The sequence below is a fragment of the Vibrio fluvialis genome, assembly GCF_900460245.1.
In the GTDB taxonomy this organism is placed as follows: domain Bacteria; phylum Pseudomonadota; class Gammaproteobacteria; order Enterobacterales; family Vibrionaceae; genus Vibrio; species Vibrio fluvialis.
In genome coordinates this window covers 1,154,882-1,168,239 of the sequence record NZ_UHIP01000002.1, presented here as the reverse complement: position 1 = coordinate 1,168,239, position 13,358 = coordinate 1,154,882, and the positions used below count along the sequence as shown (strand labels likewise).

General features: G+C 52.1%; 18 protein-coding genes. 17 read left to right on the top strand and 1 reads right to left on the bottom strand.

Translation table 11 applies throughout. The annotated features are described in order from the left end of the window. Nucleotides 1-27: 27 nt before the first annotated feature. From DYA43_RS20455 to DYA43_RS20445, 3 genes are read left to right on the top strand one after another with little or no spacing between them, the layout of a single operon-like run. Nucleotides 28-324: a hypothetical protein gene (locus tag DYA43_RS20455; protein ID WP_044362472.1), complete on the top strand. Its 297-nt coding sequence runs from the start codon at nucleotides 28-30 to the stop codon at nucleotides 322-324. Continuing rightward, the gene (locus DYA43_RS20450) at nucleotides 321-788 is read left to right on the top strand and encodes a DUF3850 domain-containing protein (RefSeq protein ID WP_061055534.1); all 468 of its coding nucleotides are present in this window, start codon (nucleotides 321-323) and stop codon (nucleotides 786-788) included. Before DYA43_RS20455 ends, DYA43_RS20450 begins: the two co-directional genes overlap by 4 nt. Continuing rightward, nucleotides 770-1,006, top strand: a complete 237-nt coding sequence (locus DYA43_RS20445) for a motility associated factor glycosyltransferase family protein (protein ID WP_061055533.1) — start codon at nucleotides 770-772, stop codon at nucleotides 1,004-1,006. Before DYA43_RS20450 ends, DYA43_RS20445 begins: the two co-directional genes overlap by 19 nt. A gap of 189 nt (nucleotides 1,007-1,195) precedes the next feature. Here the strand turns inward: DYA43_RS20445 and DYA43_RS20440 are convergent, their stop codons facing one another. Next, complete coding sequence (locus tag DYA43_RS20440) at nucleotides 1,196-1,504, bottom strand: hypothetical protein (RefSeq protein WP_061055532.1); 309 nt, start codon at nucleotides 1,502-1,504, stop codon at nucleotides 1,196-1,198. Nucleotides 1,505-1,547: 43 nt separating this feature from the next. On the opposite strand from DYA43_RS20440, the gene DYA43_RS20435 reads away from it, so the two are divergent. From DYA43_RS20435 to DYA43_RS20360, 14 genes are all read left to right on the top strand, one after another. After that, nucleotides 1,548-4,178 carry a replication endonuclease gene (locus tag DYA43_RS20435; RefSeq protein WP_061055531.1) on the top strand — a complete coding sequence of 877 codons (2,631 nt, stop codon included), beginning with the start codon at nucleotides 1,548-1,550 and terminating at the stop codon, nucleotides 4,176-4,178. A 9-nt stretch (nucleotides 4,179-4,187) separates the two neighbouring features. Beyond that, entirely contained in the window at nucleotides 4,188-4,439 is a 252-nt protein-coding gene (locus DYA43_RS20430) for an Ogr/Delta-like zinc finger protein (RefSeq protein WP_004726797.1), read from the top strand. 245 nt (nucleotides 4,440-4,684) lie between these two features. After that, nucleotides 4,685-5,044, top strand: a complete 360-nt coding sequence (locus DYA43_RS23290) for a terminase large subunit domain-containing protein (protein WP_038151570.1) — start codon at nucleotides 4,685-4,687, stop codon at nucleotides 5,042-5,044. Nucleotides 5,045-5,829: 785 nt separating this feature from the next. Continuing rightward, on the top strand, nucleotides 5,830-7,020 hold the full coding sequence (locus DYA43_RS20410) for a DNA circularization N-terminal domain-containing protein (protein WP_061055529.1): 1,191 nt from the start codon (nucleotides 5,830-5,832) through the stop codon (nucleotides 7,018-7,020). After that, complete coding sequence (locus DYA43_RS20405) at nucleotides 7,017-7,955, top strand: hypothetical protein (protein WP_061055528.1); 939 nt, start codon at nucleotides 7,017-7,019, stop codon at nucleotides 7,953-7,955. The genes DYA43_RS20410 and DYA43_RS20405 overlap by 4 nt, the downstream gene beginning before the upstream one ends. Further along, on the top strand, nucleotides 7,948-8,523 hold the full coding sequence (locus tag DYA43_RS20400) for a phage baseplate assembly protein V (protein WP_061055527.1): 576 nt from the start codon (nucleotides 7,948-7,950) through the stop codon (nucleotides 8,521-8,523). Before DYA43_RS20405 ends, DYA43_RS20400 begins: the two co-directional genes overlap by 8 nt. After that, the gene (locus DYA43_RS20395) at nucleotides 8,520-8,906 is read left to right on the top strand and encodes a phage GP46 family protein (protein WP_061055526.1); all 387 of its coding nucleotides are present in this window, start codon (nucleotides 8,520-8,522) and stop codon (nucleotides 8,904-8,906) included. Before DYA43_RS20400 ends, DYA43_RS20395 begins: the two co-directional genes overlap by 4 nt. Then, on the top strand, nucleotides 8,903-9,949 hold the full coding sequence (locus DYA43_RS20390; RefSeq protein ID WP_061055525.1) for a baseplate J/gp47 family protein: 1,047 nt from the start codon (nucleotides 8,903-8,905) through the stop codon (nucleotides 9,947-9,949). The genes DYA43_RS20395 and DYA43_RS20390 overlap by 4 nt, the downstream gene beginning before the upstream one ends. Then, nucleotides 9,931-10,410: a hypothetical protein gene (locus DYA43_RS20385; protein WP_061055524.1), complete on the top strand. Its 480-nt coding sequence runs from the start codon at nucleotides 9,931-9,933 to the stop codon at nucleotides 10,408-10,410. Before DYA43_RS20390 ends, DYA43_RS20385 begins: the two co-directional genes overlap by 19 nt. After that, nucleotides 10,407-11,759: a hypothetical protein gene (locus DYA43_RS23180; RefSeq protein ID WP_225869402.1), complete on the top strand. Its 1,353-nt coding sequence runs from the start codon at nucleotides 10,407-10,409 to the stop codon at nucleotides 11,757-11,759. Before DYA43_RS20385 ends, DYA43_RS23180 begins: the two co-directional genes overlap by 4 nt. After that, nucleotides 11,756-12,232, top strand: coding sequence for a hypothetical protein (locus tag DYA43_RS20375; protein WP_061055523.1), 477 nt, complete (start codon nucleotides 11,756-11,758; stop codon nucleotides 12,230-12,232). The genes DYA43_RS23180 and DYA43_RS20375 overlap by 4 nt, the downstream gene beginning before the upstream one ends. A 143-nt stretch (nucleotides 12,233-12,375) precedes the next feature. Then, on the top strand, nucleotides 12,376-12,792 hold the full coding sequence (locus tag DYA43_RS20370) for a glycoside hydrolase family protein (protein WP_061055522.1): 417 nt from the start codon (nucleotides 12,376-12,378) through the stop codon (nucleotides 12,790-12,792). Between the two features lie 10 nt (nucleotides 12,793-12,802). Then, complete coding sequence (locus DYA43_RS20365) at nucleotides 12,803-13,033, top strand: hypothetical protein (protein WP_020329260.1); 231 nt, start codon at nucleotides 12,803-12,805, stop codon at nucleotides 13,031-13,033. Beyond that, nucleotides 13,024-13,275, top strand: a complete 252-nt coding sequence (locus tag DYA43_RS20360) for a hypothetical protein (protein WP_004726819.1) — start codon at nucleotides 13,024-13,026, stop codon at nucleotides 13,273-13,275. Before DYA43_RS20365 ends, DYA43_RS20360 begins: the two co-directional genes overlap by 10 nt. The last annotated feature ends 83 nt before the right edge of the window (nucleotides 13,276-13,358 follow it).

The following is a 13,358-nucleotide window of genomic DNA, read 5'->3' as shown; positions in this document are numbered from 1 at the left end:
CTTTTTCGTCTCAGCGTAGGAGCAAAGATGATGAATGACCCAGTTACCAAAGCCGCGTTTGAACGCGCGATTCTCGCCACTATCACCAGCCTGTATGAGCTGGCCATCGACAGCGCCGATGTGATGAGCGTGCGTATCGAATATTCCTCAAGCATGAAGATGCTGAACGTGGTGATCTTCTCCGCCACCACAACCGACCACGCCCACAGCATTGTGCTGCTCGATAGCAAACAAGCCCTGAAAGACCTGCTGGACATCGAAGATGACTTGATTGAGCGCATCGCTGCGCGCCGCGATGAGTTGGAGAAGGGGGAAGAAGCATGAGCACGCTGACAATTCACGAACTCAAAATTAGCGCCGAGAATTTCACGGAAGTGCTGGCCGGACGCAAAACGCATGAAGTTCGATTCAACGACAGAAATTATCAAATTGGTGACTGTTTAAACCTTCGCGAAATCGATGAGAGCGGCCATTACACCGGGCAAGAAATGAATACTCAAATCAGCCATGTACTTCACGGTGATCAGTATGGTTTGGCTGAAGGATGGTGTGTTCTCTCGCTAAAGAATACCACTCACAACAAAGCCCAAAAGTTGATTGAGTACCTGCGTGATCGCTTGGAAGAAACTTGTGACTGCATTGAAGCGGGTTATGGCATCGCACGTTCTTCCGGCCATTCCACGTCAGATGCGGCAATGACAGTAGAGGGCGGCCGAGTGTTTATTGAAGAGGCTAACCAGTTTCTGAATACCTTCGCGGAGAGTCAGCCATGCAATACGCCGCAGTAATGCTGTGTTCCGATGGCGGAGTGATCCGCCACGAACAAACTCAGGAAGTCGCCAACATTCTGATTGGCGATTTCGATTCGATGCAAGAAGCCATGAACCAAGCCTGCCGTGATCTTGATTGCAGTGTGATGCATCCACGCGAGAAGGGAATAATCAGCAAAGGACGAGGTAAAGGCGGTTATCTGTTAGTTACTACGCAAGAGTTGGAGGAAGTATGAGTGAACCAATCATCACATTGGAACGTTTGATTCAACATTTTGAAAGCATCTGTAAAAGCAAGTTTTCTAGCTTGGACACTGCTAGAGAGTTGGCTGCGGGCGAATTCCCCAACAGACCGCTGACTGAATGGCGCTATTTGGGATGTTTGAGAGCCACTGCTTTATCTAATGGCTCTCTGTCTGATGCAACTAGATTATTTCGTCTTCATCGAACGACTCAATCTCAGGCTCATAACCGTAGATTGCAACGTATGGCGAAACAGGAGGATGTCCGGCTAAAAGGTTAACGAGTCCCCACTCCTCCAGTTCTTCGTCCAGGTCATCTAATGCTTCCTGTCCGAAAACTGTAATCGAGCGGTATTGGCTCTTAGCTTTATCCGAAAGCAAAGCAACTTTTAACTCAGGCAACAGTTCATTCGATTCATAACCTTCGACAAACGAAACGATTGAATCGTCAAAATCTAGCTTTAGTTCAGGTTTAAATAGTTTTGTTTTCATAAGCCAACTCTTTGTTGATTAGTGCGAAATTGAGCTTAACACATTGGAAAACCTAAAAGTACCCGCTGAAATCGACCTTTACGAATTCCCATGGCAAGCCCCTTTAACGGAAGTTGAAGCGGGCTGCTTTGGTGATCGCCGATTCAATGAAGTGATTCAGCCAGAAAGCCTGAGTGTGCTTGAACGTAAATTGTTTGAAGCCAACCCGGACGACTTTGCCTGGGCGCAATCGCGCATCCAAGACTTGCCCGATTACCTAACCAAATACTTCGTCACGCGCTACATCAGCGTGTTTGAAAAACTCGGCCGTAAAGAGGCCAACATTTACCTGCGTGAGCGTATGGCACCCGCAACAGAACGCGCGCAAAAGGTCTTGGAAAAATACAGCAAACTGCCAACCACACAAAAAGTGGCGATGTTCTCTAAAGAATTCGAAAGCGGCGATAACGCATTCGCCTCCGTGTACTTTACAGAGCACAGCCTGCCTGAAGACTTTCAGCGTCCTCAGCTCTCTTTTGACTTCGACCAAGCCGAAAAACATACCAAGCCAGAGAAGAACCGCAGCGTTGCCGAACTCGAACCCGACGAACTCAGAGACATGGCATTCAAACTGTCGCAAATCGCCTCTGCCCGTCACCAACGCTTTGCGGCTTCTGCCATCAAAGAAGTGAAAGCAGATCTGGCGAAGCGCGAGGTCAAAGCCTCTGAATCAAAAATCGGCGAGATTGCGGTGGTGAACACCTATCACAAGCTGGCAGCTTTCGTGAATGAGTTCGGCATCAAAGCGCCCCGCAAGCGCAAGAAGCAAACCGAACTGACGGCCCTGAACGACATCTCAAGAATGCTCGATGAAAAATGGTGGCGCGGCCGACTGGTGCACATTCGCAAAATCATGCGCGAACATCTGGCGATCGCCATGGGGCAAGTGAGCTACAAAGCCTCGCCTTATGCCTCTTGGGATTGTGTCCGTGAGCATCAGGAGCAGCAGAAAGCCAACTATGAATATATTAAGCAGAGAAAACTGATCGATGAGATTACGGGCGAAGAAGCCGATTTGTGGGACATGGCGAAAAAGAGCCTGTCTAATCCGGCGATCCGCCGCCATGAGCTGATGGTGCGCTGCAGTGGCTGCGAAGACATCGGCAATGAGCTTGAGCTGCAAGGTTTGTTTCTCACGCTCACTTCGCCGTCCAAGTACCACAACAGCTACAAGAAAGGCGGCTTTATCGACCACTGGAACGGCGCCAGCCCGCGCGATACGCAAGCCTACCTTAACAATGTGTGGCAGCGTATTCGCGCCAAGCTGGGCCGTGACGAAATTCGCTGGTTCGGGGTTCGCGTTGCCGAGCCGCATCACGATGGCACGCCGCACTGGCATTTGCTGATCTGGGTGAAGCCGGAAGATGTCGCGCAAGTGCGTGACGTGTTTATTTCCTACGCCGTCGAAGAAGACAAAGAAGAGCTGTATCCGCAGTTCGACCGCAACCCGAAACGCGCCGAGAAGAAGCAGGCCTTTCACGGGCCGTTCAATTACAAACCGCGCTGCGACTTTGGTTACATCGATCCGGCCAAAGGCACGGCAACCGGCTACATCGCCAAATACATTTCCAAGAACATCGACGGCTTTGCCATGGACGATGAGATTTCCGACGAAACAGGTAAGCCCGTGAAAGACATGGCCAAGAATGTGAGTGCCTGGAAAAGCCGCTGGGCTATCCGCCAGTTTCAGTTTTTTGGTGGCGCTCCGGTCACGACTTACCGCGAGCTGCGCCGCTTTGCCAACAACGACAAAGCCAGCTTTAACCAGTACCTCACTCAACTGAACTATGAAGAGCTGCTGACCATTTATGAAGAGTTGGACATTCGCGAAGGCCGCAAGCTGATCGGCCCGCCTATTCCGGCAGAGCTGATTCGTCGCCATAAGAAGTTCGACAGCAAGTATCTGTTTGTGCTGCTCACGCAGGTTTATCAGGCCGATCTGGAACACGAAAACGGCACCGTCACGGAAGTGATGAAAGCCGCCGACCGTGGCCAGTGGCGTGATTACATCATGGGTCAGGGTGGCCCGTTCGTGAAACGCGCTGACCTGCTGATCACCAACGTTTATGAAGAGCTGCCGTTTGCTTCTCCGCACGGTGAAACCGTTCGCAAGTTGGATGGGTTTGACGCATCAGGCGTGTTCATCAAAACACGCCTCAGAGTCTGGACGATTAAACAGAAACCCAAGGTTAGCGATGATGCGGAAGCGATCGCCCAAGGGAGCGCAGCGACCGTCATTGGCGGCCCCGCCGCCTCTCGGAGTTCTGTCAATAACTGTACGGAGCCCCGCGAGGATCAGGTCAGCGATCAGCTCACCAGGTTGTTAGCACCAGAGCGAAGAAAGGCGAATAAACCGCCAAATATTGATGAAGCGGCACTGGCCGCACTCAGAAAAGGCAGTTCAATTCGCATCGATGATGAACGAAGTATCCAAATCCGCCCTGCGGAGGTAGACGAGTACGGCGAAAAACGCCCGGCTCAGCTGGTCGAAGTCAGCCGCGTGCCTGCCGATGATTTGTCGTGGATGAATTTTGAAGGTTGGGACGAAGTGTTAGCCCAACCAGAAACCGAAGAGTATCAACAACCGGACCTGTCGTTCTTCCCTGAGTTGGAAGATGACTGGCCGTTAGCGTGAGGAGATCCCATGTTAATCACCTGCCCTATTTGTGGAAGCAAAGCACGTATTGCAACGTCCAAAGCGATGAGTAACGAAACGCGCGAAGCCTATTGCCAATGTCTGAACCTAAACTGCGGCCGAGCGTTTACCACGCTGACCACGGTTAACCGCATTATTGAACCGACTGGCGCCAAGCCAGACCCGGAACTGCAGCCGGAGCTGTGTAAGGGAGATGTGGATCAGATGGACATCTTCAGTGCCTTTGAGCAAATCCAATAAACCAGAAGTCTAGACTGCATGAAAATTAATGTCATTCCATCACAGCGTCTGAACGCACTATTGGATGTTCTTCCTATGCGCGAAATTCCAGAGCAAACCAGAGCGGCATTGAGGCTGGTCTTTGAGTCTGGTTATTCATATGAGCTCGCGTCCCTTAGAACGGGCGTATCGAGCAAGCGCATTTCTCTGGCTGCTCGCAAATTAGACCAAATAGATAGGATACTTCTCAAAGCATATAGGTTGTCATGATGAATATAGATTCAATCGAATTGCACATTTGCAAAAATGCCCTAGTCGACGCGATTCAAACGAAGGAAAATCAGATATTCTTGTCTGCGTCGACAGATGAGAGCGAGAGGATTCGAGAGCGTATCATTGAGTTGGCGAGCTCGTACGGGCTGACTCTGTCTGGCAACCCGCTTATATTGCCCAATGGTACAACGCTGACGTTCTTACTCCCTAACAGCCAAACATCTGCAGGCTATTCAGGAAATGTTTATGTGTTCAACTGCTTTGATGACACTAACTTTTCCTATATAAATGAATTAGTTTCGTCATGGACAATGCTCAAGAAACATCGAGCTATATTTTTATCCATTGGCTAATCACCCAATATTTTTTACTTCTCATTTCGGGACTATCGATGGTCAATATTCAAATCTTGAGACGCGAAGCACTTAGGCTTCGTACTGCAATGGATTCCTGTGACAAAGATTCCTCTACGATATTGACTAATACCTTTCCCATCATGAACTGTAAATTCGCCTCACTGTTGCTCGCTTTTCACTACTTTCAACGTCTAAACAACATAGAAATAACCTGCGTAACTGGTTATGGCGAGAATATGGTTTCACACGTTTGGTTGGAGATAGAAGAACATGTAGTTGATATTACTGGTGATCAGTTCAACTTGATTGATCATGTTCAACTCAATGAAAAGATACTCAAGTACAGACCTTTCTCCAAAATCCACGTAACCAAAGTTACTCAGAGTTACTTACCCATAGTGTTCAAAAGAACGGAGAGAATAGGTTTAGACAAAGATTTTTCGGATTTCAAAGCGAGCTTTATCGACAAAATGAGGTCTTCTTACTCTACCCTAATCGTGTAAAGATCTTCTTTTCAAAAAAAACGATCAAAAACGCACGTTTGCGATCCCGGCACTTCTCTAAATCCCCAATCTAAAACAGCCCTGAGTTCAGTTCCCATCAGGGCTGTGGTGCAATAACCCTACCTAATTATTTTGCGTCTCTGATTGCGCAAAATTGCAGTGCTGAATTTTGGTGCGGAGGGAGGGGTGAGTCCGAATTAGGCCTGAGCGCCCTTCCCCGCCATCATTTTTCCAGCCTGCTGCCTTCTTTGATTTATTTGAGATGAAGTGAGAGCTTTCATGTGGGAACGACAGTACGAGCGCGGGCGATGGAACGGGCATCAGCTCAACATCCTGGCGACGGCCATTGATGGCGGCCAACGCCTGCACGTCAGTGAAATTCCCTACGCCGAACTGCCCAACATCCGTGTGATGGGCAGTAAATCCCGCACCATCAAACTCGATGTCGTCTTTGTCGGCGCCGACTCGCTGGCCGATGCCAACGCGTTCATTGCTAACCTTGAGTCTTCCCCTGCCGGAGAGCTGGAACACCCTTGGCTGGGCGAACTAACGCTGGTATTCGACACCTTTTCGCAAAGCATCAGCACCAAGCGTGGCGTGGTCACACTCAGCCTGAGCTTTGTCCGTGCCGGCACGCAGCCGACCATCAACACATCAGCGACCGTCCGCGTGAAGCAACAGGCCAGCGCGGTGGAAAGTGTCTCAGCGCAGTCGTTCGCCCGTGATGTGAAAAACCTCAGTGTGGCCGACATCAACCAGACACAGAACGATTTCACTCAGTCACTCAACGTCTTGGTGGACATCACCCACCGCCTGAACCTCGCCGATGACAAGCTGCAAAGCATCAACTCAGCCATCAACGAAGCGTTTGGTGCCATCAGCAGCATCAGCAGTGCGCCGGATAAGTTCGCTACGCTGCTGAGCACCGCCGTTGATCGCGTCGCCGAGGGCGTTCAGTCTGAGCCAGACTCCGACAGTGAGGCCGTCGACAATGCGCGCACCGCGCAGCAACTGATGTTGGGTCAGGTTAAAGAGGACGCCGTTACCCCTCATCACAACATTCAGATGGTGACCGGAGCCGTGAAGGTCAGCCAAGATGTTACCCGTCTGGAGAAGCTGGACCAGTTTGACATCACCGCCGTGAGCACACAGCCAGCCATCATTCAAAGCGACCTCGTGGCGCTGCTTGACGGGATTGATGCGCGCGTGCGTGAAACGACAAGCGTCTCAACGGTTGAGAGCTTAGACATCTTCAATGCATTGGAGGCGCTGAAAGGCGGCATTCAGACGCAGCATGACAAAGTCATCAAAGGCACCGCGGCGCACCGTGTGATTGAGCAGCCGCGCAGCAAACCGGCCCTGACCATCGCGCACGACCAGTACACGGCAGAACCGATCGTTACCGCGATGAATGCGTTGCAGCACCCTCTGTTTCTGCGTGGTGACATTGCAGTGAGGAACCCGCAATGAGCCAGCTTACGATGCACATCAATGGCGCGCAGACCGCGTTTTACTCAGCCGAACTCAGCTACTCTCTCGAGCAGCTCGCGCACACCTTTCGCTGCAAAGTGCCGGTGATGGCCATTAACCAGCCGCTGCCGGTGAGCTTCTACCTCGGCGGCCAGCTCATCCTGAAAGGACAAATTGACCAGGTTGAGTCCGCCACCGATTCAGGCAGCCGCTCAGTCACCATTACGGGCCGCTCCGTCAGTGCCAACATGATTGACTCGCGCATCACCATGGATGCGCTTTACGACCAGCCGATGGATAAATTACTGCGCCGTCTGGCCGCACCGTTTGGCTTGCGGGTAGAGAGTCTGGTCTCCGCGTTGAAGGCCGTACCGGAGTTTCAGATCAACGCAGAGTCGCCGGTGGAAAACATCGCGCAGCTGATTCGAGAGCAAGGCTTGGCGCTGATTGAACGCAATGGCGTGCTGACGATTGAAAACACCGCGCACAGCATCATTCAGGGCATCGGGCTTGAAGTCGGCAACAACATCGAACGCCTTGAGATTGCCCGTCAGTTCCATACCCGCTTTCACCGCACCGAAGTTCAGGGCGCGTGGGACGATGCCAGCGCGGTGGTCACCGCGGCCGACATCGATGCTTCGCGCACGCGGGTGATTATCTGCGATCAGTTACAGTCCGCCGATGCGTGTTTGTCCCGCGCCCGGTATGAGCACAACCTGGCGATCGCGCAGAGTCTGACGGCCTCAACAAGCATTGCCGGACTGTTCCCGGCGCTCGCCATCGACGGACTCAACCGGGTCATCCGGGTTATCGACCAGACGCAGCAGTTCAGTGAAATGCTGGTCATCAAAGCGTTGAGCCTGTCCGTCTCGGAAAGCGCACAAACCACCTCGATGACACTGTTCCGGCCATTCAGGGAGCAAAGCGATGTCTGACACACTGCTGGCCCGTTTGATGAGCCGGATTAAGAATCTGGTTGGCACCGGCACGGTCACGGGAGCGGAGACGCAGTGGCTGCAGATTAAGACCGCCACGGGGCGCACGAACGATCGCATTCGCCGCGTGCACAACTACGGCTTTATGAGCCGTCCGTTGGTGGGCGCCAAAACCTACAACCTGTTTATTGGAGGCGTCACCGCGCGCGGTATCACAGTGAATGTGGAAGACGAACGTTACCAGATGGCACTGCAGCCGGGTGAGGTCGCCATGCTCGATGACAAAGGCAATCTAGTTCACTTCACCGCAGACGGTATCAAGGTGAACACTAAGGCAAAACTGGATATCACGGCCGCAGGCGATGTCAGCGTTACAGCGCCCAAAGTGGATGTCACCGCGCCCCAAGTTTCGTTCTCCGGCAATGTGGACATCGGTGGCAACCTCAACGTCGCGGGCAACGTTGGCGGCAGCTCCGGCAAGTTTGCGGGCGTCACGGTGGAAACCCACACTCACGACTACGTGGACGACAACAACCAACGCACTTCTGACGGGCCAAACCAATCATGAACTATTTCCGTTTAAACGCAGTCACGGCGCCGATGCACTCCGAGGAAGGCATGACACACGCCGTCTGGCAGAGCATTTACAACCACAGCGAGTCGACACAGAACGACCGCGCGCGAATGGCCGAAGACGAACGCGGCGGCAACTGGAGCGACGAACTGCTGACCATCGTAGGCTCACGCGACTGGACGCTGCGCCGGGACAAACTCACCCCGCAGACGCTCGTCATGGCCAAACGCTTTTATGAAGAAGCGTTAGCCTGGCTCATCACCGAGGGCCACGCCAAAGCCGTGACGGTTTCCGTATGGGAAGCGAAACCCAATCAGATGGGGCGTGATGTGATCATTACCCTCACCGATGACACCACGTTTAAGGTCACACTATGAGTACACAACGCAGCCTGCAGACACTTATCGATCGCGCCAAATCGACACTGATGGCGAAAACCGGGCAGAACACACCAGCGATCGATGCCATCGCGTGCGCGATTGCGGGCGTGAGTTACGGTCAGTACGGCTATCAGGATTTGCTGTTTCGCCAGCTTCACCCGGAAACCTGCTCCGAAGCCTGGCTTTATCTGCATGCCAATCGTCATGACACGCCGCGCCTGCTGCCCACGTTTGCATCAGGCACCGTCCGGTTTACTCAGCTCGGTGGCGTGGTGGTCATCCCCAAAGCAACTTTGCTGACCGATGCCGCCGGCAATGAATACGAAACCACCAAAGAGCAATACAGTGACGTGCCGGTCAGCGTGATTGCCCGCGTGTCGGGCAGTGCCAGCAATCTGCCAGCCGGAAACATTCTGACCCTGTCCGAAGGCTTAGGTGGTATCGACCCGACTCAGGTTCAGAGCCTTGGCATTGAAGGCGGCGCCGACATTGAAACACTGGAACACTGGCGCGCCCGAGTGATTGTGGCCTACGAGAAAAACGACCTGATCGGCAAAGCGGAGGATTATGAAGCCTGGGCAACATCTGCGCATGCCGATGTCGACTTTGCCTGGGCGCTGGATAACACCCCGGAGCGCGGCATGGTGGAAGTGTATATCGGTCGCCGCACCGCTGACCCGACACTGAGCAGCGAAGTGATCAGTCTGGTTCAGCAAACCTTCGAAGCGCATCGTCTGGCAGGTTGTCATCCCATCGCCTTACTGCCTGAGCATGTTCTGCTGAACATTGAGATTCAGGGCATCCAAGATCCATCAATTCGTGATGATGTCGTCACTGCGCTGCAGAGCCTGGTGCAAAGCAAAATGGGCAAAATCAACGCCGCGATGGGCAATCCGGAATCCGTCACGCCGACGGAAATTGTGCTAACGGTGTCGAGTGTCACCACCAACTTCATTGTGAAATCGCCAACCGATGAAGTGATGATTCAGAGCCATCAGATTCATGTATTAGGAGACGTGACATGGACACCTCCAGCGTAATTATCGATTACAGTGCGGAAGACTTTGCGCAGGCCATCCGCGCCCTGTTGCCCAAAGGGCAATACTGGCAGGAAGCCGACAACCCGGAGCTGACCAGCCTCATTGAGGCGATGGCCACCGACTTCAAAGCCACGCACGATGACATTGAATTGTCTCTGCTGACTGACTTTCAGGAAGCGCTGTTCGGCTGGAAAATCAGCGACTATCAGGCGCTGCTGTACACCCAGGCAGGTGATGATGCCGGAACCGTCTCTGATGACCGGACCACGCCGAATCTGATTTATGTCGCGCTGCAGGAAGACGCCCGAATCTCATGCGCGCAGGCCTGGGCCGCGTTTGAGGAAAAGCGCCTGCCGCACACTGAAATTACCTGGATGTATCACTCCCGGCTTGATGTCCATCATCAGCTTGCTAACTGCCGGCATATCCGCAATCAACACACTTACGAGATCACCCAATGAGCTTACTCATCACCCATGCCGGGATTGCCGCCGCGATTCGTGCCGGTGATCTGGGCATTGAATACAAAATCACTCACATCAGCATCGGCTCGGCCGGCTATGTTCCGAATCCGGAGCAAACCGCACTCGTTGCTGAAATCCAGAAAAAGGCGCTGACGCGCGGTGCGTTGGTAGCACAAGGCCAACTGCATTTTGAAACGGTCTGGGATGGCGAAGAAGAGTTTGAAGGCAAAGAGCTGGGTTACTGGCTGGAAGACGGGACGCTGTTTGCGGTCGACAGTCGCGATGGTGAGGTCATCACCTACAAACGCAAAAACACCGTCGTCACTGAAGCCTGTGAACTGAATCTGGCAGCGTCCACGATTGAGAACATCACGGTGGAAATGCTCGGCTCACCTTACGCCACGGAACAAGTGGCCGGTATTGCCAAAATCGTGAGTAATGGCCAGGTGGACAGTGAAAATGATGACAACGCCATTCTCACTGTGACAAAAGCGCTTCGTCTGATGGCACGCCGTATTTCGAGCGCGACCACAGGTACAAGAACTGATGTTGCCGCTAGTGAAAAGGTGGTTGGGGTTCTGAGTCAAGCCTTGGCAGACATTATGGATGATACCCGATGGACCAATGCTCGTGATTGGACGGCAGAAACTGTCTCTCAGGCAGAAGCTGAAGAAGGTACATCAAGCACGCCGAGAAAGTGGACATCAGAGAGAGTGCATCAAGCATTTAACCAGTATGGTGTCGGTGGTGGCGCACCATCAATATCAGATGCAAATCAGCAGCTTGTGGGTAGAGTGAATACCTTGGTTAGTCCTTGGAGTAACTCTCCCGTTCAAGGCAATGCAGCTCTGATGTGTTTTGGTGAAAGCGCCGGAGTTAACCTGCAAATTCATGCATTGCATGGAAGTGGGATCATGCATTGTCGGTTCAGGACCGGTTCCGCGGGGACAACACCATGGTTTATGGTCTGGGATGACAGAAAAAAAGCATCAATCAGTGACGCCAGAAATGGAACAAAAAACTTATACCCGGATACCTCCGTCTTAAATTCCTTTCTGAAAGAGACCACCATCGGGTCCAGCGATCAGTCATGGGGTGATTATACCAGTAGCCGGCTTTCGGGTGTTACGTACACAAACAACACAACCAGGCCCATCATGGTCAGCATTACATCAAATGAAGACGCCGCGACAAGTGGAATGATAAAGGTTGACGGATTGGCGATCGCTGTATTCGGTGACAGCGCAGGTGATGTGGCCACAACGTCTTTCATTGTTCCTTCGGGCTCAACTTATTCAGTGGTTTTCAATGCTAATGCAACCACAATCTGGAGCGAACTAAGATGATTTACTTTACCGACAATACGAAGGACGTTTACGCTTTTTATAAAGAAGACCTGGAGCATGATGAACAGGTAAAAAGTCGTATCGCTGAATTAGAAGCCGAGAAACTTAACCCGCCGGAACAAGATGAGGCTGGCAATTCGCAAGATTATGATGCACTCATAAATCAGCTTCGTTCTACCATTCGCATTGGTGGCGAATTAACGCCGATTTCAGAACAAGAGGCTCAACAACTAGTGGCGCCCAGTCCTGAAGAAATGGACGACCAAAAAACTAAAGCGGAGCATACTTGGGTTCAGTCAGAGCTGGAATCTGTCCAGATTGAACTCATGTATCACTGGACAGATGACGAACGAGCCAGTTTTACCCTGGAAGTCTGGAAGCAATACACTCGTGACTTACGCAACTACACCACAACCGACGATAGTGGCATCATTTCAGTTGTGGGTGATACACGTCCGTCAAGGCCGCATTAGGTCTCTTTCTTATCCAAACGTCATTATACCAAACCCGGCCTCAGCGCCGGGTTTTCTACATCCCCCATCTAGAAACCGCTTCAATATCAGTCAGTAATTCCGGGCGATACACTGGCCTTTGTTCATTCAACGAAGGTTAAACCATGAAAGCACTGGCAACCCAACTCATCAAAAAACACGAAGGGCTGCGGCTGAAACCCTATCGCTGCAGCAATCAAAAACTCACCATCGGCTACGGCCGCAACCTGCAGGATAACGGCATCAGCCAACAAGAAGCGGAAGCCCTGCTTCAACATGACCTCGATGCTGCGGTGAAAGACGCAGAAACGCTGCCGTATTTCGCGTCGCTTAACGAAACGCGTCAGGCGGTCATCGTCGACATGATTTTCAATCTTGGCCTGCCCCGTTTTGGCATGTTCAAGAAAATGATCGCTGCCATCGAGCAGCAACTCTGGCATGTGGCCGCCAACGAAATGCTGAATAGCCGCTGGGCGCGTCAGGTTGGCAAACGGGCGAAGACACTCAGCGAAATGATGCGCACCGGCGCGCCACTGCAATAAGGAGAACACCATGAACTTTTTAACCAGTATCCTCGGCAAAACACTATGGGAAGTTCTGAAAGGTCTGTTTTTTCAGGTTGCCTGGAAAGTCATTCTGGAACGCTTTGCGAGCCGCCTGGTAATTTGGGGATTAGAGAAAATCAAAAGCCTGTCCACCAATGATGTCACGCAGGAAACCGTGAACGACATCATCCTGTCGCTGAAAGGCAAAAAACTCAAAGAGGTCGAGCAATGGGAATGACGTTGGACCCGAGCTGGGTGAATGCCGTACTCGCCTTTGGCACATTCGTGACGCTGATCCTGAGTTTACTGATTGGTTACCTGTTCCGATTGTCCAAAGAGCTGGGCGAATACAAAACCCATGTTGCTGAAACCTACGCAACGAAGGACGATGTCAAAGAACTCGGAGATCGGATTGAACGCAGCATGGTGAAAGAGTTCGACCGGATTCATTCCCTATTGCAAGGGAGAGAGGTCGCATAGTCCGCGGGAGCCACAAGGTTCCCGTTCCGCACTATTGAATAGATAGCTTATCTAAAAAGTAACTAACCTTTCATTGTGAACCT